The organism is Amycolatopsis sp. ATCC 39116 (assembly GCF_000231075.2).
GTDB lineage: Bacteria > Actinomycetota > Actinomycetes > Mycobacteriales > Pseudonocardiaceae > Amycolatopsis_E > Amycolatopsis_E tucumanensis.
The window spans coordinates 54,510-77,502 of sequence record NZ_AFWY03000015.1 but is presented as its reverse complement, the minus strand read 5'-3'; the positions used below and the strand labels follow the sequence as shown (position 1 = coordinate 77,502).

The window sequence follows — 22,993 nt, the reverse complement described above, 5'->3', positions numbered from 1 at the left end:
CCCCGCCCCGGCCGGCTACCCGGCCTCTTCGAAGATCTTGGCCAGGAACAGCCCTCCCGTCACCGGGGTGTCTTCGGCCGGCTTGATCACGACGGCGTTGCCCAGTGCCAGCGCGGGCGCCACCACGGGCTGATCACGGTGACTACCCCGGCGGGCCGGCGGTAGACGCGGTTCTCCTTGTCCGGCACGTCGGAATCGGTGGTGACGACCACCTCCTCGGTGTGCCGCACCGCGGCGGCCGTGACCGCCTGGACGATGCCGACCTCGACAGCCGCCCGGGCCAGGGTCGCGCCGGCCTCCCGGACCAGCCAGTCGACGATCTCCGCCTGCCGCTCACCGATGATCCGCGTCGCCCGCTCGAAAACCGCCGCCCGCTCCCCCGGCGGCGTCGCGGACCACCCGCGCTGCGCCTCCAGCGCCGCGCGGTAGGCGAAGTCGACGTCGCCGTGGCCAGTCGGCGTGATCTCGGTGAGTACGTCGCCGGTGTAGGGATCCGAGTCGGTGAGCGGACCGCCGCTTCCGGCACGCCACTCCCCGCCGAGGAACATGCGGTCGAATCCCTGGTACACGGCGGGAGGGGTTGTCTCGGACATCGGGGCTTCTCATCGGCGGGCTTGAATCGTTACGAGGACAGGCAACACGAAGCGGCGAGGCGGCAGCATCGCACGAACACCTGAGATTGGCTGAGACCGGTCAGTGCCGGGATTCGGCGGTGCGCAGCAACGCCGTGCTCGCGGCGCTGATGACGCAACCCAGTGCCATGTAGATCGCGATCGCCGTGGAAGTCCCGAAGCCGGACAGCAAGGCCGTGGCGATGAAGGGGGCGAACGCGCCGCCGACCATCGATCCGAGCTGGATTCCCAGCGACAGCGAGGAATAGCGGACGCTCGTCGAGAAGGCCTCCGAGAACAGGGCACCCTGCGGGCCGTACATGAGGCTGTGCAGGATGCCGAGCCCGACGACCAGCGCGAGCGTGATGAGCACGAAGGACCCGGTGTCCACCAGGGGCCAGAACACGAACGACCACAGCCCGAGCAGCAGAGCCCCGGCCGCGAAGACGGCACGCCGGCCGAAGCGGTCCGACAGCAATCCGGCCGCCGGCAGCGCGAAGAGCTCGACAGCCGAGGCGATCAGCACCGCGGTGAGCACGGTGCTCGACGGTAGCCCCAGGATCGCCTTGTTGGTGGCGTAGGCGACCACGAAGGTGATGAACACGTAGTAGGTGAGGTTGATGGCGAGGTAGCACCCGGCCGCCACCAGAATCTGCCGGGGGTGACGGCGGATCGCCTCCAGCACCGGCGAACGCCCGGCGGGACGGTCCTCAGTGGAAGAGAACTCGGCAGTCTCCCCGACGCGGAGCTGGATCACCACGGCGAAGGCGACGAGCACGACGCTCGCCAGGAACGGCAGCCGCCATCCCCAGGTCAGGAAGGCATCGCCGGCGAAGAGCGCGGTGACCAGGAGGAACGCGCCGTTGGCGAGCAGCACCCCACCCGGAGCGCCGGCCGAGGCGAAGCTGCCGTAGAAGCCGCGCCGGCGTTGCGGCACGTTCTCCGTGGCGAGCAGGATGACTCCGCCTTGCTGCCCGCCAACCGTGATGCCCTGGATGAAACGCAGCAGTACCAGCAGGACCGGAGCGATGAACCCGACAGAACCGTAGGTCGGCAGCACGCCGATCGCCGTTGTCGTCACTCCCATGGTCACCAGGGCCGTGACGAGGGCCTTCTTGCGGCCCACCTTGTCGCCGATGTGGCCGAAGAGAGCACCACCGAACGGGCGTGCGACGAAGGCGACTCCGAAAGTCGCGAAGGACAGCAGGGTGCTCGTCAGCGGGTCCTGAACGGGAAAGAACAGCTTGGGAAAGACCAGCGCCGCGGCCATGCCGTAGATGAAGAAGTCGTACCACTCGATGCTCGCGCCGATCCACGACGCGAAGGCGACGGTGGCGACGCGCCTGCGGTCCGGCCGTGGCCGGTTCTCCGTTCCGGGCGCGGTTCGGGGCTTGGCGGATGACAACTCTGACATCGCTGGAGACCTCCGGATTCAGGTGATCGGTGAGCGGGGCGGCAGGACCGCGGCGCAGTCAACGGTCGCCGGGCGGGTTCGCGCCAACTATGCACGCCTACACGTTGTTTACGCAATAGGCGATGATTATACTTAATTACGTAACTCGGTAGCGCTGCGATACTGCGACCATCAACACGAGGAGGTCTTCGACGGTGGCCAGCGAAAGCTCGACCAGCAGCCGATCGGACAACGGGCGGAAGCGCCACCGCATGGTCGACCGCGTCGCCGCGATACTCGAACTCGCCGCACGCAACCCCGACGGCCTCACGTTGACGGAGCTGGCACGCAATCTCGAAGCACCCGTGAGCTCCATCCAAGGTCTGGTCAACGGCCTGGTCGCCACCGGGTACCTCGACGAGCGGGAGCGCCGCTACCACCTCGGCACTGCCCCGTACCTGCTGAACCTCATCGCGGGGCGGCACATGGTCACGCGGGTCGGCCACCACCAGCTCGAAGCGGTCCACGCGGAGACCGGCCTGACCACGCTGCTGTCCGTTGTGGTCGGACGGGACGTCTTCTACATCGACAGCTGCGCCTCCGAGCCGCGCTACGACTACCTCGCGAAGAACTACATCCGGCGGGCCCTGATCCGCACGTCCAGTGGCTGGGTCCTCCTCGCCGGGCTCAGCCGGCGGGACCTGTGGGCGTATCTGTCCGCGCTGCCGTCCGAGGACGAGCCCAAAGTCGAACGTTTCCTCGCCCGGCTCGACGAGATCCAGGAGACCGGCGTGTGCGCGGCGCCCGGCATCTCCGACGTGGCTGACGGCGTGGCGGTGGCGGTACGGGAAGGCGGGCGGACGGTTGCGGCGGTGAGCGTCGTCGGCCCTCCCGACGAGATCCGCGACCGGCGAGACGACCTGGTCAAGGTTCTGCTTGATCATCAGGCACGGTGGGACAGCCCGGCCGGCTGACGGCGCCGGGCACGTCGAGCGTCGTGGCATCCCAGAAGGCGTGGTCCAGCCTGCGCGGGGCCAGGCAGTCGCCGATGCGGATCAACGGCCGTGGTTCGCCGGACGCGACCAGTTCCTCGTACACCTCCGTCCGGGCGCGGTTGCCGGTCGCGAGGACCACCGAGCCGACACCCTCGAGCCGCCATCGCCTGTCACCGTACACGGCGGCGAGGTCGACGAAGCCGTCCCCGATTCTCTCGGCCCAGGCCAGCGTCGTGATCTCCACTCCGGCGTCGGCCAGCCGGGTGTGCAACGGGTGCGCGTTGACCGGACCCGCCCAGGTTCCCGCCGCGAAGCGGCGCGTCACGAGATCGACCTGGTGACCTCGGGCACCCAGGTACTCGGCGGCGGTCGTCGCCTGGCCGTGCGGATCGTCGTCGAGCACGAGGACGCGAGACTCCACCCCGGCCGCACCCGACAAGACCTCGGGCACGGTCCAGACCTGCGGCAGGTCGTGACCGGGCAGCGCACGCCGAGCCGGAAACGCGCTCGTGTAGCCGGTGCGCACCGGCTCCGACCCGACCGCCAGCACGATCACCTCCGCCTCGTGCTCGCGGATCTCCCGCGCGGTGGCCTCGCGTCCGCGGTGCAGCCGGACCCCGAGCGCCGTCGCCCGCTCTTCGAGCCAGACCAGGATCGACCCCAGTTCCCGCCGGGACGGCACCGATGCGGCCAAGGCGAGTTGACCCCCGAACCGCGGCTCCCTCTCCCACAGGCTGACCGCGTGCCCCCGCTCGGCGAGCGTGACCGCCGCCTGGAGTCCCGCCGGACCGCCGCCGACGACGAGAACGTCGCGCCGGTGCCGGACAGCCGGGACCGGCAGGGTCTCCTTGCCGGCGCGCGGGTTGACGGTGCACGACAAGGCTCCCCCGGCAGCGATCCGGCCCAGACACCCCTGGTTGCAGCCGATACACGGCCGCACCTCGGCCTCCCGCCCGGTCCGCAGCTTGCGGGGCAGATCGGGATCGGCGATGAGAGCACGGGTCATGCCGACCAGATCCGCTTGTCCCGACGCCAGGACCCCTTCGGCGGCCGCGAAGGTCTTGATGCGGGTGGCGACCAGAACGGGCATCGAGATCCGTGCGCGCAGAGCGGCCGCGTACTCCGCGAACGGGGCCACCGGATGTCCCATGTCCGCGATCCAGGCCGGGTAGTTCTCGTTGCTGCCCGCGGACACACTGAGGTAGTCCACCGACCCGGTCCCGTCCAGAGCGGTCGCCACTTCCGCGGCCGCGCTGGGATCGAGCCCGCCCGCCACCAGGTCGGTCGCGTTGATCCGCACGCCGACGAGCGGCCCGGGCCCGATCGCGTCCCGCACGGCGTCAAGGACGTCGAGCACGACCCGCAGGCGGTCGCGAACCGGTCCGCCGTAGCGGTCGTCACGGAGGTTGTTCTGCGGCGACAGGAACTGCGACAACGCGTAGCCCTGCGCCGCGAAGATTTCGACGCCGTCCCAGCCGGCGCTGCACAGCGCCGCCGCGGACTCGGCGTACGAGCGGACCATCTCGGCGATCTCGTGCGTTTCGAGCTCCTTCGGCACTTCCCCGACCACCGGGTCCGCAATGGCGCTCGGCGCCAGCAGCGGGCCACGGTGCCAGGCCGAGTTTCCCTGCCTGCCGCTGTCGTGCAGCTGTCCGACCAGGACCGCACCGTGCCGGTGCACCGCAGCCGCGAGCGCGGCGTGCCCGTCGTGCGCGTTGGGATGAGTGGCGAGGTTGACCAGTGGCGAAGTCCAGGTCCGCCGCCACACGGCCCAGTTCCCCGCCACGATCATCCCGGCGCCGCCAGCCGCACGCGCCTCGTAGTAGGCGATCTGCTCAGGTGTCGGGACGCCGTCGCGGGCGAGGTGGGTGCCGTGCGGTGTGTTGACGATGCGGTTCGGCAGCTCGTGCTCGCGCAGCCGCAACGGCGAAAACAGCCGGGACGCCGCTACAGGGCCCGGCCGCGCCATGCCATCCCGCCGTCGATCGTGACGATGCACCCGCTGGTGTAGGACGACCGTGGGGACGCGAGGAACACCACGGTGTCCGCGACCTCCTCGGCCGTCGCGATGCGCCTGGCCGGGTAGCCCGCCACGAACTCCGGCCACCGTTCCGGGTCACCCAGCTCGGTGGCGGCGCGGACCCGGAGGGCGTCCGCGAGGCGCTGGGTCTCCACAGGGCCCGGGTTCACGCCCAGGACGCGGACGCCGTGGTCCAGGGAGTAGGCGCCGACGGTGCGGGTCATCGTCATCAGCGCCGAGTTCGCCATCGACCCGGCGAGGTACCCGGCGTCCGGCCGCTCACCGGAGACACCGACGACGTTGACGATCACCCCCGATCCGCGTTCGGTCATGGCGGCCAGCGCGAGCTGCGTGAGCTCGACGTAGCCCCACACCTTGAGGTCCCACGCCCGCTGCCAGTCCGGCAAGCGCGCACCGGCGAGCGCTCCCTGCGGGATCGCTCCCGCGTTGTTGACGAGAACGTCCGCCTCGCCGGCGACATCACGCAACCGGATGCGGTCCGCCGAGCGCGACAGGTCCAGGACGTGACCGACGATCTCCGCGGCAGGCACCTCCGCCGCGAGCCGGTCGATCGAACCGGCGTCGCGGGCGGCGACGTGCACGCGCTTGACGCCCTCGCGGGCGAAGGCGCGCACGGTCGCCGCGCCGATGCCGCGCGAACCGCCGGTGACGAGAACCGACTGTCCGGCTTGGTATCCGAGATCCATGAAGACGAGCCTCCTTGCACGTGGATGGATCCAGACGGCGGTCCCCGCCGCCCCGGGGAGGCGGGGAGGCGGGGACCGCCGAACTCACAGCGGCGAGTCGACCGCGACCGTCCGCGGCTTCGGCGGCATGAAGATCTCGATGAACTCGAGGTCATCGGAGGTGGCCGTCTCGTTGTGCCGGTAACCGCCGGGGATGAAGCACACGCCGTTCTCGCCGATGCGCCGGGTCTCGCCGTCCTCGAACTGCAGCTCGAGCCAGCCCTTGGTGACGTACAGCCACTGGAAATCGCAGTCGTGGTAGTGCCAGCCGGTCTCCTTGACCATGCCGCTGCGCATCTTGGTGACCTGCGTGCTGACGAGCCCCTGACTCGCCTCGGCGACACCGAGGTCGAAGTACCGGGCGAACGAGCGCCGGCCGGGGATCTCCGCGCCGTCCTCGAGGGCGATCGCGTGCGCGGTCATGCCCTCCGGGATCTGCCGGGTCCGGTTTTCGGTCATGATCTTTCCTCCACTTCTTCGGGGAACAGGTCCAGTGCACTGGACGAAACGCCGTCGAGGCTGTGCTGCAACACCGCCCGGTCCCAGGCGCGGGTGCCCCCGTCCGCGGAACGCCAGCCGAGGATGCGCCTGGTGAGGCCGGGCAACGGGTGTTCTTGTGTGGTACCGATGGCACCGACGACCTGATGGGCGTTGCGGACGACCGGTTCGGCCGCGTGCCCAGCGCAGGAACGTGCCACGGCCACCGAGGCGAGCAGCTGCTCCAGCGGGGTGGCGGGGGCGGCGGCTACGAGTACGGCCGCGTCCACAGCCGAGCGGGCGAGCGCGACCTCGGCGGCCAGCGTGGCCAGCAGCCCCTGTACCGCCTGGAACTTGCCGACCGGTCGTCCGAACTGCTCACGCGTGCGGGCGTGCTCGACGGCGAGGTCCAGGACGGCTTCCATCGCGCCGGTGATCTGCACGGCCCGCACGAGCGCCGCCAAAGCGTGAGCACGGTCGACGGTCTCCGCGCTCACCTCGTGCCATCTCGCCGCGCCCGGTGGCGCTGCGCCGGCCGGAACGTCGGCCAGGCGCCAGCCGCTGGTCGTCCGCCGCAGAACGACCATCCGTTCCACCAGCGGGTGCGAGGCAGCCGGCACCTCCTCGCCGTCTTCCACCGCCCACCCGCGCAACGCCGGAGTCGCGGCCGCAACGCCGGCCTCGTCGAGGAGCCGGCCGGCGACCAGGTCACTCTCCCCGACCGGCAGGTCGCAGCCGCGGCGGGCGAGCGCCCTGACCAGCTCCGCGCCTTCCCGCCAGGTCGCGCCACTGCCGCCCCGCTCCTCCCGTCCGGTCAGCTCCCCCAGACCGAGTTCGGCGAGCCTGCGCCACAGGCCTGCGTCGTCGCCGCAGTCGTGTGCCTGCAGAACGGCTTCGATCAACGAGCGGAGGTCTGCGTCGACCTGGTCCCGGAGCGTGCTCATCGCAACCCCAGACCGCGCGCGATCACGCCCCGCAGGATCTCGTTCGTGCCTCCGCGCAGGGTGAAGCCGGGACGCTGAACCACCGCGGCGGCGATGGCCGCGGCCAGTTCGCCGTCCCGTCGCGCGGCCAACAGGTCCGCCAGTTCCACCAGATCTCCTTCCAGCGTCGTGCCCAGGACCTTCACCATCGCGGCCGGCACATCCGCGTCCTCTCCTCGTTCCAGGGCCGCGGCCACCGCCAGCGACATGTGGTGCAGCCCGTGCAGGCGGGCGATGATCCGCCCCAGTCCGGGGTCGGCGTCGGCGTCCCCGGCGCGCACCGCGCGCCGGAGCAGACCGGCCAGCGGCACCGTCGACAGGAACCGCTCCGGGCCGCTGCGTTCGAACCCCAGTTCCGAGGTCACCTGGAGCCAGCCGTCACCCTCCTGCCCCAGCAGGTTCTCCTCCGGGACTTCCACGTCGGTGAACACGACCTCGTTGAAGTGGTGCTCGCCGCTCATCGAGACGATCGGCCGCACCACGACCCCGGGCGCACGCAGATCGACGATCAGCTGGGACAGCCCCCGGTGCCGGTCTCCGTGGGATCCGCTGGTCCGCGCGAGGACCACGATCAGATCCGCCTGGTGGGCCCCCGAGGTCCACACCTTGGTGCCGTTGAGCAGCCACCCGCCGTCGATCGGCACCGCCCGGCTCCGCACCCCGGCGAGGTCGGACCCGGTGTCGGGTTCGCTCATGCCGATGGCGAAGGAGCATTCGGCCGCGGCGATCGCGGGCAACAGCGACTTCTTCTGATCCTCGCTGCCGAAGCGCAACAGCGACGGCGCCGCTTGCCGGTCGGCGACCCAGTGCGCCGCGACCGGCGCACCTGCCACCAGCAACTCCTCGGTGACCACGAAACGCTCCAGGAACCCGCGGCCGCGGCCACCGTAAGTCCGCGGAATCGTCATCCCGACCCAGCCGCGCTCCGCGAGCGAGCGGCTGAAGTCGCGGGACCACCCGGTCAGCCACGCGTCGACCCTCGGCGTGAAGGCGCCGGACTCGCGCCGCTCGGCGAGGAAGTTCCGGACCTCGGCACGCAGTCCGGCCAGTGCCGGATCCGGCTCGACGACCGAGGGCATCGACAGGCTCATGCCGCCACCACCGTGACGCCCTGCCGCACCAGATCGTCGATGTCGTCGCGGCTGTACCCGATGGCGGACAGCAGCTCCGCGGTGTCCTCCCCCAGCCGCGGGGCGTGCCGGCGGAGAACGGCCGGCGATCCGCTCATGCGCACCGGGTGGGCGGGGCTGAAGTAGGCGCCTTCGGTCGGGTGCTGCTCGGGCGTGAGCAGCGCCTGCTCCCGGACATAGGGATCGTCGTTCACCCGGCTCAGGTCGAGCAGCGCCGCGGCCGGGATGTTGCGTTCCCGGCAGAGGTCGAGCCATTCCTGCGTGGTGCGCTTCGGTGTCACTTCGTGGATCTCGGCGTGGAGTTCGCTCATGTTGCCGTGGCGCGAGTTCACGTCGGCGAAGCGCGGGTCGTCACGCAGGTGGCCGAGTTCGGCCACCTCGAAGAAGTCGGCCCAGTTGGCGTCCGAATAGGGCATCAGGCAGACGTACCCGTCGGCGGTGCGGTAGGGAGTCCGCTCCGGGACGAGGACCCGGCCCCACCCGAAGTCGCCCTCGGCGGGGTCGAACGCGTGCCCGCCGAGGTGTTCCACCAGATTGAAGTGGATCATCGTGTCCACCATGGGGACTTGCACGTGCTGCCCGCTCCCGGTGGCCGCGCGGTGGGCCAGGGCGGCGAGGATGCCGATCACCATGTGGAGTCCGCTGACCTTGTCGGCGATCACGTACGGTGCGTACCGCGGCTCTCCGTCGACTCGTTCGGCCAGCGACGCCGCACCGGACGCGGCCTGCACCATGTCGTCGTAGGCCGGGTGGTCCCGCCACGGACTGTCCTCCGCGTAGGCCTGTGCCGTACACAGGATCACGTCCTGCCGCAAGGCCCGCAGCGCCTCGTAGGTCAGCCCGAGCGGTTTCCGGGACCGGGGCCGCAGGTTGGTCACCACCACGTCGGCCAGCGGCACGAGCTGCTCCAGGATCGCCCGGCCCTCCGGCTTCTTGAGGTCCAGGGCGATGCTCCGTTTGTTGCGTTGCAGCGTCAGCGTCATGGCGCTCATGCCCGGGTTGCGCCGGGCACCGATCCGCCGCGTCATGTCCCCGTCGAGCGACTCCACCTTGATGACGTCGGCACCCAGGTCACCGAGGATGGCGGTCGCGTAGGGCCCCATCACGACGGTGGTCAGGTCCAGGATGGTCACTCCGGCCAGCGCTCCGGCCGGCTCCGCTGTCGTCACGCGTTCCGTTCCCTTCGTGTGTTCTGTCGTCACGCCGTAACCGGGCCGCGCCGATGCCCCCACCGCGCCACGCGCGCACGGTGCTCCGGGTCCTGGTGCGCGAGCGGCTGCATCGCGGCTGCCAGGTTGAGAACCGATTCGAGGGTTCCGGAGCGGGACTCGGTCAGCAGCCGCTTGGCCATCCGCAGCGCGTGGGGTGGGTTGCGGGCGATCCGGCGCGCCAGCTCCCGGGCCGCGGGGAGCAGCTCGGCGTCGTCCACGACGCGGCTCACCAAACCCCAGTCCAACGCGGTGGCGGCGTCGACCCGGTCACCGGTGAAGGTCATCTCGGCCGCTCGCCCGGCGCCGGCCACCCGGGGAAGGAACCAGGCTCCCCCGTCCCCGGGAATCAGTCCCAGTTGGACGAAGCTCTCCGCGAACGAGGCCGACCTGGCGGCGATCCGGACGTCGCACATCATCGCCAGATCGCAGCCGGCCCCGACGGCCGCGCCGTTCACTGCGGCGATCACTGGCACTTCGCAGCGCACCATGGCACGCGGGATCCGCTGGATCCCCGAGACGTACCCGTGGCGCTGCGCGAGGGGGTCGAGGCCGAACACGCCGGTGCCGTCGGCCATCTCGCGCACGTTCCCGCCTGCGGAGAAGATGTGCCCAGCGCCGGTGAGGATCACCGCGCACGCTTCGGTGTTCTGGTTGACGTCGTCGACCGCGCGCTCCAGCGCGGCGATGAAGTCCTGCCCGGAGACTGCGTTGCCGGCGCCGGGAACGTTGATGGTCCAGATCTGCACCGGCCCGTCGCGGCCGATCGCCAACGCTTCGGTCACGGTTACCGCCTCTCAGAAGGGAATGTGGTGGGTGGGGTCGAGGCGGATGTCCACGACGAGCGGGCGCTCCAGCCCGGGCACGCGCTTGGCCAGGACATCGATGTCCTCCGGCGTTTCCACCACGTGGGTGTCCGCGCCTGCTCCCGCGGCGATCGCTGCCACGTCGGGCCAGTCGTTGTAGGAGTGGCGGGGATCGAACCCCTGGGTCTCGAGCTTGTGGTACTCCGCCCCGTAGGCGCCGTCGTCGAAGACCAGCACGAGCAGGGGCAGACGATGCCGCACCGCCGTCGCAAGTTCGGAGGCGTGCATCATGAAGCCGCCGTCACCCACGAGAGCCACCGTCAGCCCGGATACCCCGGACACCGCCGCACCGATCGCTCCGGCGAGCCCCAGACCGATCGAGCCGAACCCGGTCATGGCGGTGAACCGGCCAGGAGCGCAGCGATCCAGGTAGGGCCAGGCACCGGCGACAAAACGTCCGACATCGCTGACGATCGCGCAGTCCGCGGGCAGTGCGCGATTGAGGAGCAGGCTCGCCGTGCGGATGTCGATCGTTCCGTCCGCCGGTCGCCGGTCCTGCGGGGTCCACTCGGCCATAGCGCTCGCGGCGGCGGCGCCGCGGTCTCGCCACGAGCCGCTTCCGGATACTCCCGCGGCGCGGAGTTCGGCGGTCATCGCGGCCGCGACCGCGGCGGCGTCACCGGCGACACCTTCGTCGGGCTGCACGAGCCAGCCCAGTTTGGCCGGATCGAGATCGATCTGAACCAGGCGCTTGCCCTGGACCAGTTCCCCGCCCATGGTCGTGTACTTGTTCATGCTCGCGCCGACCGCGAGCACGCAGTCGCTGTCCATCAACACCTCGCTGGCGCATTCATGGGCCAACGTGCCCAGGATGCCCAAGTGCCGCGGATGCCCCCGGAACAGCCCACGTCCGAGCGCCGTGGTGAACAGCGGCGCCCCCAGCAGGTCGGCCAGTTCCGCGACCGCGGATTCGGCCGAAGCGGCCACGACGCCCCGGCCGGCCACGACGATCGGCCGGGTGGCGGACGCCACGAGACCGAGCGCACCGTCGAGCGCGCTCTCCGGCACCGTCGTGCCGGCGGGCAGCCACACCGGCTTCAGCGGCTGCCCCGCTGACACCGCCTCCGACACAGACACCGGCAGCGGGATGTTGAGCACCACCGGAGCCGCCGAGGTGCTCAGCCGGCGCATCACGCGCCCGAAATCACGGACGACCGTGTCCGGGCGGTGGATCCGCTCGTGGACGACCCCCAGCGCCGAGCAGACAGCGCCGATGTCGAGCCGCTGCAGGTGCGTGGCCTCCGCGGGAGGATCACCGGTGACCAGCAGTACCGGCGACGGGAACCGGGCCGCTTCGACGAGAGCGGTCAGCGTGTTGGTGAACCCGGGCCCGTGGGTGACGGTGGCGACCGCGGGACGGCCACTCATGCGTGCGTGCACGTCGGCCATCGCGACCGCACCTGCTTCGTGCGCCACCCGGACGAACTGGCCGCCCTGGTTTTCGAAGGCGCTGCTGACGTACATGTTCGCGTCGCCCATGAGACCGAAGACGGTGTCCACTCCAGACGCGCGGAGCAACGAGGACACCTGCTCGTAGACCTTCATCGAGTCCCTTTCGCCGCACTGCTCCACCACTCTGGCAAATTCCGAGCGAATACGCAATGGCATAGATAGTTACGTATATAGGTATCAACTAGGGCAGGGGTAGGCCCTGGCGTCCGGCCTACCCCTGCCCAGGCGAATCAGGAATCGTGGATGATCACGCCGCGGATGTTCTTGCCCGCACGCAGGTCCTCATACCCCTGGTTGACCTCCTCCAGGCGGTACCGCTGCGTGACGAGCTCGTCCAGCTTGAGCTTGCCCTCGTCGTAGAGGCGCAGCAGGCGGACGATGTCGTACTGCGGGTTGGACGAGCCGAACAGCGACCCCTTGATGGTCTTCTCCATCAGGGTCAGCTCCATGCCCGAGACGTGGACCGTGAGCTTCGCCGGATCGGCGAGGCTGGCCAGGCTGACCGTGCCGCCCTTGCCGATGATGGCAAACGCGTCGGCGATGATCTTCTCGTCCGGGGTGCCGACGAAGATCAGCGCGCCGTCGGCCATCTGGCCCCACGTCATCTCCCGGACCGCGTCGTGCGCCTCCGCCGCGGTGGCGAACGCGTGCGTGGCGCCGAACTTCAGTGCGGTGTCGCGTTTGAACGACACCGGGTCGATGGCGACGATGTGCCGAGCCCCGGCCATGACCGCGCCCTGCACGGCGTTGATGCCCAGCCCGCCGATGCCGAAGATCACCACCGTGTCACCGGCACGAAGGCCGTTGTTGTACACCGCGCTCCCCCATCCGGCGGGCACGCCACAGCCGACCAGCACGGCCGTCTCGAGCGGGAGCCAGTCGTCGATCTTCACCACCGAGTGCTGAGAGACGGTCGACCGTTCCGCGAAGCTGCCGAGCAGGCACAGGCTGCCGTAATCCACCCCGTCCTTGTGGAACTTGAACGATCCGTCGGGGAACCGGCCTTCGAGGATCGTGGCGCCGAGGTCGCAGAGGTTGGACCGGCCCGAGGCGCAGTACCGGCAGATCCCGCAGTTGGGGATGTAGCTGCACACCACGTGATCGCCGGGCTTGACCTTGGTGACGCCGGGGCCGACCTCCTCGACGATGCCGGAGCCCTCGTGGCCACCGACGATCGGGTACCGCGGCGGCATGTCGCCGTCGGTGAGGTGCAGATCCGAGTGGCACAACCCGGCAGCCACGTTCTTGATCAGGACCTCGCCCTAGCCGGGGCCGTCCAGATCGAGTTCCATGATCTCGAACGGACGGTGCACCCCCAGGCTCACCGCTGCTTTCGTCTTCATCTCAAATGTCCTTTCGCGACGTTGCGGAAGTAGTGTGTGCCCGGTCAAAGGGCGATGTTGATGGCCTTGGTCTCGAGGTAGAGGTCGAGGACGCCGGCTCCGAGCTCGCGGCCCCAGCCGGACTGCTTGTAACCGCCGAACGGCAGTGTGGTGTCGAAGCCGTTGTAATGGTTGACCCACACCGACCCCGCGCGGATCTCGCGCGCGGTGCGGTGCGCCTTGGACAAATCGCGCGTCCAGATCCCGGCCGCGAGTCCGTAGACGGTGTCGTTGGCGGCCGCCGTGACGCCGTCGGCCGCGGTGAAGGGCTGAGCCGCGACGACCGGACCGAAGATCTCCTCCCGCACCACGCGGGACTCCGGCCCGACGCCGACCAGGACGGTGGGCGCCACGAAGAACCCGTCCCGGTCGAGCCGGGTGCCGCCGGAGAGGGCACGAGCCCCCTCGGCGAGCCCCTCGTCGACGTAGCCCATCACCTTGTCGCGCTGGTCGGCGGAGATCAGGGGGCCGATCTCGGTGGCCGGATCGAGCCCGGACCCCACGCGCAGACCCGCAGCGATGTCGGCGACCTTCGCGGTGAACTCCTCGAAGATCGTGTCCTCGACGTAGAGGCGTGAGCCCGCGGTGCAGGCTTGGCCGTGGTTGAAGAAGATCGCGTTCGCGGCGCCGGGCACCGCCAGGTCGAGGTCGGCGTCGGCGAAGACCACGTTGGGGCTCTTGCCACCGAGTTCGAGCGAGACACGCTTGAGGTTGCCCGCCGCCGCCCGGACGATCTCCTTGCCCACCTCGGTGGAGCCGGTGAACGCGATCTTGTCGACCCGCTCCTCGCGCACCAGCGCGGCGCCGGCGTCGCCGAACCCGGTCACGATGTTCACCACGCCGTCCGGAAGCCCCGCGTCGGCAAGCAGCTCACCGAGCAGCAGCGCCGACAGCGGGGTCTGCTCGGCGGGCTTGAGCACGACAGTGTTACCCGTGGCCAGCGCCGGCGCGATCTTGAAGACTGCCATCAGGAGGGGAAAGTTCCAGGGCACGATCTGCCCGACCACGCCGACCGGCTCACGCAGCGTGTAGGCGTGGAAAACCCCGCCCGGCGCGAACGGCATCGACACCTGGGGCGTGCTGCCCTCGATCTTGGTCGCCCACCCCGCGTAGTACTCGAGGATCTCGACCGCCCAGGCGATGTCGACGTGCTCGGCGACCGACACCGACTTTCCGTTGTCCAGCGCCTCGATCTGGGCGAACTCGTCGGCCCGCGCGGCCAGTGCCTGAGCAACGCGCCACAGGAGCCGCTGCCGTTCCAGGGGCGTGAAGCGCCGCCAGGGCCCGTCGTCGAACGCGCGCCGGGCCGCGGTCACCGCGCGCGTGACGTCGGCGTCCTCCCCGTGGGCCACCTCCGCGAGCACCCGCCCGGTCGCCGGATCGTGCGTCGTGAACGTCCTGCCCGACACCGCCGCGACCCACTCACCGCCGATCAGCAGCCTCTTCGGTTCCCGTAGAAAGCTGTCCACCCGTGGATGGAGAACCGGCTGGGAGACAACAGTCATCGTTCCACCTCCGCCGTTGGAGCCAGAGCACGGTGTTCCGTGCTCATCCGGACAGGCACGATGCTGTCCGAGGCGGCGCCGGTGGAACCGTTCAAACTTTGCACACCGGCGGGACGCTCACACGCGGATCCGCAGCACCCTGATCCGGTTGTACAGCGTTCCGCGGCTGATGCCGAGGTCCTCGGCCGCGCGGGTCTTGTTCCCCTGGTTGCGTTCGAGAGCGGCCAGGATCGCGTCGTGCTCGGACCGTTCCCAGGGAGTAAGGCGAGCCTTGGCGGGGGCGCCGCGGTATTCCCGCGGCAGGTCACCGGCGACGATGTCGCCCGTGCTGCGTTTGGCGGCGACCCGGCGTACGACGTGATCGAGCTCCCGCAGGTTGCCGGGCCAGTCCAGCTCCGCGAGGCACGCCAGGGCGGCGGGCGTGAACCGGGCGGACCCGCTCGTCGCCTCGGCGAGCATCGCCCGGGCCAGCGCCGGGATGTCCGCGCGCCGCTCGCGCAGGGGCGGCAGTTCCAGACGTCCGGGGCACCGGAAGGCGAGGTGCCGGTGCCGTGGACCGAGCCGATCCACCGGCGGCCCCGTGATCGCCGTCCAGATCCCCTGCGCGACGCACTCCCCGAGCGCCCGCACCACCGTGTCGTCGAGCAGTTCGACACCCTCGACGACGACCAGCGCGCCGGAGGCGGCGGCGCTGCGGACCCGGTGGAGCCAGGTGGACCCCTCGACCGGTTCATGGCCGCCGACGGTCACCACCTCGGCGCCGGTACCGGATGCCAGGCTGTGCGCCGTCCGGGTGCGCCCGGTTCCGGCTTCTCCCGCGATGAAGGTCGCCAGGCGCGCCGCGCGGTATCTCGCCAGTTCCCGGTCGAGGACGTCGCGGGCGGTGGCCTGCCTCCGGGGAACCACGGGATGCGACCGGTAGGCGGGGGTGAACCGGATCAGCACGTTTCCGTGCCCGCCCACGGGTTCGAGCGTCAGTCGCAACCGCATCCCGTGCGCCGTCTCGAAGACCACCTCGCGGGACTTCCCGTCCCACCGCGGCCCATGTGCCAGCTCCCGGAGTCGCTCGTGGTCGAGGGCGTCGAAGTGGTCCAGCGCCTGCTGGTTGGCGAGCACCACGCCGTCGTCGCCGAGCGCCAGAACCGCCCGTTCGCCACGCCTGGCCACGGCCCGGTTGAACGCGTCGAGGAGACGTCGTTCGGAATCACGGGAGTCGGCCAGCAAGGCGCTTTCGATCTGCCGGACGGCCTGCCGCAAGAACGGGCCGAACAGCGGGTTCTCCCCACCTGCCGGCCCGGCGAGGTCGAGGACGCCTTCGAGCCGCCGCGTCGCGGGGTGCACTATCGGGTAGCCGTAGCAGCTGTAGCCACGCAGCGACCGGGCGAAGTGCTCGCCGCCACGCACCGCCACGCCCCGGCGAAGCTCAAACGGTGTGGCGATGGCGTTGGTGCCGGTCGTGTCCTCGGTGAACCGCCTGCCCAGGACGACCCCGGTGTCGTCGAGGATGTCGGCCGTGCGCGAACTGATGCGTCCCCGGTGGACGATCCGGGCGGCGCTGTCGGCCAGGACGGTGAAGTAGGCCGTCTCGCCGAGTTCGGCGGCAACCTGGTCGAGCACGGGCAACGCGGCCCGCAACAGGCGGCTTCGCTGGTCGACGTCCACCGCGTCGAGCCGCTCGAGTGGCAGGTCGGGCCGTACCCCGGACCGCCAGGAGCGGCGCCACGAATCCCGGATCTCGGCTTCCGCCGCGCTCGGCAGCTCGCCGGCCACGGCGGTCGCCTCGAACCCGTCGACGCCCATGTCGACCCCCTTCCGCTGAAGCTGGCACACCTACGATATGGGCGTGGTCGCACCGGCGATAGCCGATGCCGCCTCCGGGTTGCCTCCTCCGGCGGCCAGCCGGAGTTTCCGGTACCAGCCCGGGTGAACGCGGGCGAGAGAGTCGCGCATGTGGCCGGTGATCAGGTCGAGGTGGCTCTCCAGTGCGAAGTGTCCACTGTCGAGCAGGTGATCCCGGCGTCCGGCAGGTCGCCGCACCAGCAGCGTTGTCCGTCGCGCTGACGTCACCTCCTCGGCCCAGCGGGCAGACCTCTCCCAGCTCACCCGAAATGACCAGCACGCACACGAAACTCCCTACAGATCGAGGATCAGGCGGGGCGAGCGGGCGCGGGACACGCAGATCATCATGCATGAGCCCGCCTGGCGTTCGTGGTCGGTCAACACCGAGTCGCGGTGGTCGGGGGCGCCGTCGAGGACCGGTGTCTCGCAGACCCCGCAGGTGCCTTCTTCGCAGTTGTAGACGACCGGAATCCCGGCCTCCTCGGCGACCGCGATGATCGAGCGGCCCGGCGGGATCGTGAGCGTCACGCCGGACTGCGCGAATTCCACGTCGAACTCGGTCGTCGGGCCGTCGAGCGCTCCCTCCGCCGGGGAGAACCTCTCCACGTGCAGTGACCCCTTCGGCCAGGAGGCGCAGTGCGCTTCCACGGCCTTCAGCAGTGGCTCAGGGCCGCAGCAGTAGACAGCCGTGTCCGGGGTGGGCTCGGCGAGCAGGCTCGCCAAATCGAGCAGCCCGTACTCGTCCTGCGGACGCAGGGACACCCGCTCTCCCCCGGTTGCCACGAGTTCTTCGGTGAACGCCATCGATGCGGCGGTGCGCCCGCCGTAGAGCAGCGTCCAGTCCGCACCCGCGCGCCGCGCGGCCTCGATCATCGGGAGCATCGGCGTGATGCCGATGCCCCCGGCCACGAAGACGTAGCGCTTCGCCTCGATCTGCGCGAAGTTGTTGCGCGGCAGGCTCACCAGGATGGTATCCCCCAACGTCAGTCCGTCGTGGACATACGCTGATCCACCGCGGCTGTCCGGCTCACGAAGGACCGCGACCTGGTAACGGTCGCGCTCGGTGGGTGAAGAGCACAGTGAGTACTGCCTGATCACCGGCGGTTCGCCCAGGTGCAGGTCGATGTGCGCCCCGGGCTGCCACGCCGGGAGCTCGCCACGGTCCGGCCGACCCAGCGTGAGCAGGACGACTCCGTCGGCCACGGTCTCCTTGCCGAGCACGACCGCTTCGAAGGTCTCGGGAACGGGCATGGCTTTCCTCATCTGGTGCGGCGGCGGTTCTCGCCGGTCTGCCGGTAGAACTCCAGGAGTTCGGGCCGGTCGACGGCGTCCTTCTGGACCGTTCCGGTGAAGCCCCGCAGGATGTTCTTGACCGGGACTTCCAGCTTCTTGCCTGTGCGGGTGTGCGGAATCCCCGGTGCCTCGATCACCTCGTCGGGGACGTGCCGCGGTGACACCCGGTCGCGCACCGCGGCCCGCACCGCGGCAGCGAGTTCCTCGTCGAGGTGCCGTCCGCCGGAGAGAGTGACGAACATCGGCATCCAGTAGCCCCCGTCGGGTTCCTCGATGCCGACCACCAGCGCCTCACCGACCTCGGGAAGGTCCTCGGCCGCCTGGCAGATGTCGGCGCTGCCCATGCGGATGCCGTGCCGGTTGAGCGTGGCGTCCGAGCGGCCGTGCACGATCACCGATCCGCGGCCGGTCACGGTCACCCAGTCGCCATGCCGCCACACCCCGGGGAATTCCTCGAAGTAGGCGCCGCGGTAGCGGCTGCCGTCCGGGTCGTTCCAGAAGCGGAGCGGCATCGACGGCATCGGTGAGGTGACGACCAGCTCCCCCACCGCGTCGGTCAGCGGCTTCCGGTCAGCAGACCAGGCCTGGAGATCGACCCCCAGACAGCGGACGGCGATCTCCCCGGCCCGGATGGGCACCGTGAGCGCGAAGCCGGCGAACCCGCTGACCACGTCCGTCCCGCCGGTGGTGGACCCGACCAGGACCTCCGGGCCGAGTTCCTCGGCCGCCCACTGGTGCAACGGGGCGGTGAGCACGGATCCGGTGCACCCGACCACCCGAAGGGCCGGGAGATCGAAGTCCGCGGCGGGGTGCAGCCCCGCGTCGCGAGAGGCGCTCAGATAGCCGGGGCTCAGCCCGAGGTGCGTGACCCCGCCACGCTCGGCGACCTGCCAGAGCGCGCGCACGGTCGGCGCGCCGTCGAAACAGTGGACGGTCGCTCCCCGGAGCAGCCCGCCCACCCGGAGGTTCCACATCATCCAGTTCAGCGTCGTGTACCAGAAGAACTGGTCCCCTGGCCGGACTTCCAGATGCAGGCTCAGGGTCTTGAGGTGCTCGACGACAACGCCGGCGTGGCTGTGCACGATGCCCTTCGGGGGGCCGGTCGTTCCCGAGGTGAACAGCACCCACAGCGGATGCTCCGCGGGTACCGGCACCGGCTCCACGCGTTGTGCGGGCGGAGAGACGGCCTGCGCCCACGTGAGGGTGGTCCCGTCCGTCGGGTGACCGTCGCCGACGAGCACGGTCGCACGCAGAGTCGGCAATCCCTCCCGCAGCTTCCGCACGTCGGTGGTGCAGTCGATCCACTGCCCCCGATGGTGGTGGCCCGAGGCGGCGATGAGGACAGCCGGGTCCAGCTGGGCGAGGCGGGCTCGGGCGGCGTCCCCGGCCAGGTCTGTGCCGCAGCCGGCCCAGACCGCCCCCACGCTCGCCGTGGCGAGGAAGGCCACGATCGCCTCCGGGCGGTCGGGCAAGTACCCGGCCACCCGGTCGCCCGCCCTGACCCCCAGCCCGGCGAGGGTGGCGGCGAGGCCGCTCACCTGCGCCTCCAGCTCCGCCCAGGTCAGGGTCTGGCTGATCCCGGTTTCGTCGTGACCCACGACCGCCGCGCCGGTGCGCGGGGTCCGGAACACCTGGGCGGCGTAGTTGAGGCGCCCGCCAGGGAACCAGCGGGTTTCCGGCATGGGGGCACCATCGGTGACCGCGTCAGGCGGGGTGTCCCAAGCCACTTCGCAGAACTCGGCCACGGCGTTCCAGAACTCGGCCGTGTCGTCGACCGACCACCGCCACAGCTCCTCGTAGGACGCGCCGGGTGGCGGACCACCCCGCCTCCCGGCGAAGCGGGCGAACGCGGTGATCGTCGCCTCGGCGGCCGCCTGGGCTGTCGGTGTCCAGACCTCGGCGCTCACGACGACCCCGCGGTGTTCCACGGGCGCGCACGTCGCCGCTGCCCCACCCGGGCCCTCGGCACGGCCACCGGCTCGGCCCCGGCGACGATCCGGTTCGACACCGAACCGATGCCCTCGGCGACCAGCGTCACGACGTCGCCCGGCCGCAGCGGCGGGGGCTCCTCGCTGTCCGTGTGTGCCCAGTATTCGAGCAGGCAGCCGGCTCCGCAGGTCCCCGAGGCGAGCACGTCACCGGGCACCAGCTCCGCGCCGCGCGAGGCGAACGCGACCATCTCCTCGAACGACCAGGACATGTTGGCCGAGTTGTCCCCGCCCGCGGGCAGCGCGGCACCGTTGAGCTCCGCGTGCATCTCCAGCGCCAGCCTGCCGTCGCGGCGGTAGGGCGCGAGCTCGTCGGCGGTGACGATCCACGGCCCGAGGGTGTTGGCGAAGTCCTTTCCCTTCACCGGCCCCATGCCGACCGGGACCACCGGCGACATCAGGTCCCGCGCGGACCAGTCGTTGAACAGGGTGTACCCGGCTATGTGCTCGGCCGCCTGCTCCGGGCTCAAGTCCTTGCCGGGCTTACCGATGACGGCGGCCAGCTCCAGCTCGAAGTCCAGCAGCCGGCACCCCGGTGGCACCGCGACCGGGTCGTCGGGTCCCATCACCGCGTTGGTGTTGGAGAAGTAGAACAGGGGCTGGTCGTACCAGGCGGGGTGGGGCGCCGGCGCGCCGAGCAGCTTCAGGCTGCCTTCCAGGTGCTCCTCGAAGGTGAGGAAGTCCCGCAGCGTCCTGGGCTGCACGGGCGCGAGCAGCCGCACCTCGCACAGTGGGCGTGGCTCGCCCTCCGTGGCGCGCTGGACGAGCTCCGTGCGCTGTGCCGGGGTCGCGGCGAGCAGCTCGCACATGTCGGTGTCCGCGGCGAGCGGCTGCACCTGGTCGCCGTCGACGATGCCCACCCTGGTCGTTCCCTCGATCTGGATTCGCGCGATCTTCATGCCTGCTCTCCGAGTTCGAATGCGGCGATCCGGCTGAACTGCTCCAGCCGGTCCGCGCGCGGCCTGTCCGGATCGAGCTCCTCGTAGACGTTGAGCACATTGGCCGCGATCCGTCCCTGCTCGGACATCGCCGCGAACCGGCCGAGGTCCATCGACGCGACGGCCTGCTCGACGCTGAGCCCTTCCTCGAACCGCTTGGTCGCTTCGACCTCAACGAACGCGAGGTAGTCCCGGACCAGCCGGACGCCGTCCTTGTCGGTGAGCGGGCCGTGCCCGGGCACGATCGCGGTGAGGTCGAGGTCGAGGATCCGGTCGCAGGCGGCGATGCACCGCGAGACCGGTCCCGCCCACACGAGCGGGGCACCCCCGATGAAGAGGATGTCCCCGGTGTAGACGACCTTCGCGTCCGGCACGTGCACCAGCACATCGCCGGGCGTGTGCGCCGGACCGACCTGGATGAGCCGCACCTGGCGCCCGCCGACGTCGAGGTCGAGCTCGCCGGCGAAGGTGCGGGTGGGCGGGGTCGCGGTGATCCCGGACAGGTCGAAGCGGCCGCCGACCGAGTGGATGAACCGGCCGACGCGGTCCCGGCGGTTGTGCAGGGAGGCCATTTCGGACACCGCGCGCGGAGTCATCAGCTCCGCCGCGGCCTCCGACGCGACGATCTCCACGTCGGGCTCGGCGACCAGCTGGTTGCCGAACCAGTGGTCGCCGTCGGAGTGGGTGTTGACCAGGGTCCGGATCGGATGGCCAACGGTCAGCGGGCGGTAAGCGTCGAGCATCTCCGCGGTGTGCGGGAGGTCGTAGAGCGTGTCCACCAGGAGTGACACCCCCGCGCCGCGCACCAGCCCGGTGTTGCTCTCCCCCCAGCCGCCGTCGGGCAGCAGCCAGGCGTGGCAGCCGCCGCCCAGGTCGTGGGGTCCCTTCGAGTAGCCGCTCATCACGCCACTCCCGGGGCCGGGACCAGCCGCACCGGCAACGAGTCGAACTTGCGCATGGTCTGGCTGGGGGAGCGCACCGGCTCGCCGGTGCGCTCGAACCGAAGCACCCGGCGAGTGAGCTCGGTCAGCATCGACGTGGCCTCCAGCCGCGCCAGCGGCGAACCGAGGCACAGGTGGATCGACGTCCCGAACGACAGGTGTGTGCGGGCGTTCTCCCGGGTCACGTCCAGCCGGTCGGGGTCGGGGAACTGCCGAGGATCGCGGTTCGCCGAGGCAAGTACGGCGCACACCGCGGCACCGGCCGGGATCGTGGTTCCGCCGATCTCGGTCTCGGCGCGCGTGCGGCGGTAGAAGACGCGGAAGGGAGCCTCGAAGCGCAGCAGCTCCTCGACCGCGTTCGGGATCAGGTCGGGCCGGGCGCGCAGCAGCTCCCACTGGTCGGGGTGCTCGATGAACGCGTCGATCGCGTTGCCCAGCATCGCGCCGGTCGAGTCGATGCCCGCCAGCCAGATGGAGGCGAGGGTCATCAGCCGTTCCGAGCCGTCGGCTTCGAGCCCCCCGTTCGCGCCTCCGGACTCGGTGATCAGCCGGCCGAAGCAGTGCGCCGGCAGGCCGGGAACGCCCACCTCGGTCAGCCAGTTCAGTGCTTCGATCAGCAGCTCGGAGTGGCGCGGGCTCGCCGCCGGTTCCTGCGCGCGGACGACCGCGTCGCTCCAGTCGGCCAGCGTCTGGGCGCTCGGCGGGGTGAGCCCGGTCAGCAGTTCCATGGCCTTGTCGGGCATCGGCTGGGCCACCGCCTGGACGGCGTCGATCTCGCCGAGCGCGACGGCTTTCTCGGCGATCGACTTCGCGGCGGCCTCGATCGCGGGCCGCAGCTGCTCGATCGGGCTCTTGGTGAACGCCGGCTGGACCGCCCGGCGGATGCGGGTGTGCACCGGCGGGTCGTTCTCGATCAGCGGATACCGTTCGAGCCGGTCACCGACCCCCTCGTAGGTGACCCCGTCGCCGGAGACGAACTCCTTGTGGTTGCGCAGCACACCTGACGCCTCGGTGTAGCCGGGCACCAGCCAGATCTCGCGCTCCGGCTCGAAGAGCACCGGTCCCAGCTCGCGCAGTTTCGCGTAGTGCGCGTACGGATCGAGCAGCGCTTCCGGGTGGTAGAGGTCGAGGTCGCTGGGCCGCATCGAGGACGTTATGTTGGACATGGTCACTCCCTTGTGACGAGTCGTTGCACTCGAGTGCAGTCGTTATGCGAGGGATGTTTG

At 70.6% G+C, this 22,993-nt stretch carries 17 protein-coding genes and 2 pseudogenes; 1 reads left to right on the top strand and 18 read right to left on the bottom strand.

The features are described 5' to 3' along the window. Window positions 1–15 precede the first annotated feature (15 nt). Together AMY39116_RS47850 and AMY39116_RS0318090 are read right to left on the bottom strand one after the other, a co-directional pair. A pseudogene (locus tag AMY39116_RS47850) lies at window positions 16–548 on the bottom strand (aldehyde dehydrogenase family protein). Between the two features lie 145 nt (window positions 549–693). Beyond that, window positions 694–2,025 (bottom strand): MFS transporter, encoded by a 1,332-nt coding sequence (locus AMY39116_RS0318090; protein WP_020419047.1) that lies wholly within the window; start codon window positions 2,023–2,025, stop codon window positions 694–696. Between the two features lie 194 nt (window positions 2,026–2,219). Between AMY39116_RS0318090 and AMY39116_RS0318085 the strand changes: the two genes are divergently transcribed. Beyond that, window positions 2,220–2,978, top strand: coding sequence for an IclR family transcriptional regulator (locus AMY39116_RS0318085; protein ID WP_027936030.1), 759 nt, complete (start codon window positions 2,220–2,222; stop codon window positions 2,976–2,978). Here AMY39116_RS0318085 and AMY39116_RS43125 read toward each other — a convergent pair. The 16 genes and pseudogenes from AMY39116_RS43125 to AMY39116_RS0318005 form a co-directional block, all read right to left on the bottom strand. Further along, window positions 2,929–4,968, bottom strand: coding sequence for an FAD-dependent oxidoreductase (locus tag AMY39116_RS43125; RefSeq protein ID WP_020419044.1), 2,040 nt, complete (start codon window positions 4,966–4,968; stop codon window positions 2,929–2,931). The genes AMY39116_RS0318085 and AMY39116_RS43125 overlap by 50 nt on opposite strands. Continuing rightward, window positions 4,947–5,726, bottom strand: coding sequence for a short-chain dehydrogenase/reductase (locus AMY39116_RS0318075; RefSeq protein WP_020419043.1), 780 nt, complete (start codon window positions 5,724–5,726; stop codon window positions 4,947–4,949). Before AMY39116_RS0318075 ends, AMY39116_RS43125 begins: the two co-directional genes overlap by 22 nt. Window positions 5,727–5,810: 84 nt before the next feature. Next, on the bottom strand, window positions 5,811–6,224 hold the full coding sequence (locus tag AMY39116_RS0318070; protein ID WP_020419042.1) for a cupin domain-containing protein: 414 nt from the start codon (window positions 6,222–6,224) through the stop codon (window positions 5,811–5,813). Continuing rightward, the gene (locus AMY39116_RS0318065; protein ID WP_020419041.1) at window positions 6,221–7,186 is read right to left on the bottom strand and encodes an acyl-CoA dehydrogenase family protein; all 966 of its coding nucleotides are present in this window, start codon (window positions 7,184–7,186) and stop codon (window positions 6,221–6,223) included. The genes AMY39116_RS0318070 and AMY39116_RS0318065 overlap by 4 nt, the downstream gene beginning before the upstream one ends. Beyond that, window positions 7,183–8,316 carry an acyl-CoA dehydrogenase family protein gene (locus AMY39116_RS0318060; protein ID WP_020419040.1) on the bottom strand — a complete coding sequence of 378 codons (1,134 nt, stop codon included), beginning with the start codon at window positions 8,314–8,316 and terminating at the stop codon, window positions 7,183–7,185. Before AMY39116_RS0318060 ends, AMY39116_RS0318065 begins: the two co-directional genes overlap by 4 nt. Continuing rightward, on the bottom strand, window positions 8,313–9,524 hold the full coding sequence (locus AMY39116_RS0318055) for a CaiB/BaiF CoA-transferase family protein (RefSeq protein ID WP_020419039.1): 1,212 nt from the start codon (window positions 9,522–9,524) through the stop codon (window positions 8,313–8,315). The genes AMY39116_RS0318060 and AMY39116_RS0318055 overlap by 4 nt, the downstream gene beginning before the upstream one ends. Before the next feature lie 29 nt (window positions 9,525–9,553). After that, window positions 9,554–10,348, bottom strand: coding sequence for a crotonase/enoyl-CoA hydratase family protein (locus AMY39116_RS0318050; protein ID WP_020419038.1), 795 nt, complete (start codon window positions 10,346–10,348; stop codon window positions 9,554–9,556). Window positions 10,349–10,360: 12 nt separating this feature from the next. Continuing rightward, a complete protein-coding gene (locus tag AMY39116_RS0318045; RefSeq protein WP_020419037.1) occupies window positions 10,361–11,974 on the bottom strand; it encodes a thiamine pyrophosphate-binding protein in 1,614 nt (537 codons plus the stop codon). A 137-nt stretch (window positions 11,975–12,111) separates the two neighbouring features. Beyond that, window positions 12,112–13,224, bottom strand: a pseudogene (locus AMY39116_RS43120) (NDMA-dependent alcohol dehydrogenase). 44 nt (window positions 13,225–13,268) lie between these two features. Beyond that, window positions 13,269–14,768, bottom strand: a complete 1,500-nt coding sequence (locus AMY39116_RS0318035) for an aldehyde dehydrogenase family protein (RefSeq protein WP_027936029.1) — start codon at window positions 14,766–14,768, stop codon at window positions 13,269–13,271. A 117-nt stretch (window positions 14,769–14,885) separates the two neighbouring features. After that, window positions 14,886–16,568, bottom strand: a complete 1,683-nt coding sequence (locus AMY39116_RS0318030) for a sigma-54-dependent Fis family transcriptional regulator (protein ID WP_020419034.1) — start codon at window positions 16,566–16,568, stop codon at window positions 14,886–14,888. A gap of 333 nt (window positions 16,569–16,901) precedes the next feature. Beyond that, on the bottom strand, window positions 16,902–17,858 hold the full coding sequence (locus tag AMY39116_RS0318025) for a PDR/VanB family oxidoreductase (protein ID WP_020419033.1): 957 nt from the start codon (window positions 17,856–17,858) through the stop codon (window positions 16,902–16,904). 8 nt (window positions 17,859–17,866) lie between these two features. Beyond that, window positions 17,867–19,828: an acetoacetate--CoA ligase gene (locus AMY39116_RS0318020; protein ID WP_020419032.1), complete on the bottom strand. Its 1,962-nt coding sequence runs from the start codon at window positions 19,826–19,828 to the stop codon at window positions 17,867–17,869. Continuing rightward, window positions 19,804–20,787: a fumarylacetoacetate hydrolase family protein gene (locus AMY39116_RS0318015; RefSeq protein WP_020419031.1), complete on the bottom strand. Its 984-nt coding sequence runs from the start codon at window positions 20,785–20,787 to the stop codon at window positions 19,804–19,806. Before AMY39116_RS0318015 ends, AMY39116_RS0318020 begins: the two co-directional genes overlap by 25 nt. Beyond that, window positions 20,784–21,728 carry an MBL fold metallo-hydrolase gene (locus AMY39116_RS0318010; protein ID WP_020419030.1) on the bottom strand — a complete coding sequence of 315 codons (945 nt, stop codon included), beginning with the start codon at window positions 21,726–21,728 and terminating at the stop codon, window positions 20,784–20,786. Before AMY39116_RS0318010 ends, AMY39116_RS0318015 begins: the two co-directional genes overlap by 4 nt. Beyond that, on the bottom strand, window positions 21,728–22,933 hold the full coding sequence (locus tag AMY39116_RS0318005; RefSeq protein ID WP_235716162.1) for a cytochrome P450: 1,206 nt from the start codon (window positions 22,931–22,933) through the stop codon (window positions 21,728–21,730). The genes AMY39116_RS0318010 and AMY39116_RS0318005 overlap by 1 nt, the downstream gene beginning before the upstream one ends. Between the last annotated feature and the right edge of the window lie 60 nt (window positions 22,934–22,993).

Coding starts and splice junctions, on each gene's coding strand:
- AMY39116_RS0318075 (WP_020419043.1), bottom strand. CDS start 5,726: ATGGATCTCGGATACCAAGCCGGACAGTCGGTTCTCGTCACCGGCGGT.
- AMY39116_RS0318070 (WP_020419042.1), bottom strand. CDS start 6,224: ATGACCGAAAACCGGACCCGGCAGATCCCGGAGGGCATGACCGCGCAC.
- AMY39116_RS0318030 (WP_020419034.1), bottom strand. CDS start 16,568: ATGGGCGTCGACGGGTTCGAGGCGACCGCCGTGGCCGGCGAGCTGCCG.
- AMY39116_RS0318065 (WP_020419041.1), bottom strand. CDS start 7,186: ATGAGCACGCTCCGGGACCAGGTCGACGCAGACCTCCGCTCGTTGATC.
- AMY39116_RS43125 (WP_020419044.1), bottom strand. CDS start 4,968: ATGGCGCGGCCGGGCCCTGTAGCGGCGTCCCGGCTGTTTTCGCCGTTG.
- AMY39116_RS0318060 (WP_020419040.1), bottom strand. CDS start 8,316: ATGAGCCTGTCGATGCCCTCGGTCGTCGAGCCGGATCCGGCACTGGCC.
- AMY39116_RS0318025 (WP_020419033.1), bottom strand. CDS start 17,858: ATGCCCGTTCCCGAGACCTTCGAAGCGGTCGTGCTCGGCAAGGAGACC.
- AMY39116_RS0318005 (WP_235716162.1), bottom strand. CDS start 22,933: ATGTCCAACATAACGTCCTCGATGCGGCCCAGCGACCTCGACCTCTAC.
- AMY39116_RS0318015 (WP_020419031.1), bottom strand. CDS start 20,787: ATGAAGATCGCGCGAATCCAGATCGAGGGAACGACCAGGGTGGGCATC.
- AMY39116_RS0318010 (WP_020419030.1), bottom strand. CDS start 21,728: ATGAGCGGCTACTCGAAGGGACCCCACGACCTGGGCGGCGGCTGCCAC.
- AMY39116_RS0318045 (WP_020419037.1), bottom strand. CDS start 11,974: ATGAAGGTCTACGAGCAGGTGTCCTCGTTGCTCCGCGCGTCTGGAGTG.
- AMY39116_RS0318090 (WP_020419047.1), bottom strand. CDS start 2,025: ATGTCAGAGTTGTCATCCGCCAAGCCCCGAACCGCGCCCGGAACGGAG.
- AMY39116_RS0318035 (WP_027936029.1), bottom strand. CDS start 14,768: ATGACTGTTGTCTCCCAGCCGGTTCTCCATCCACGGGTGGACAGCTTT.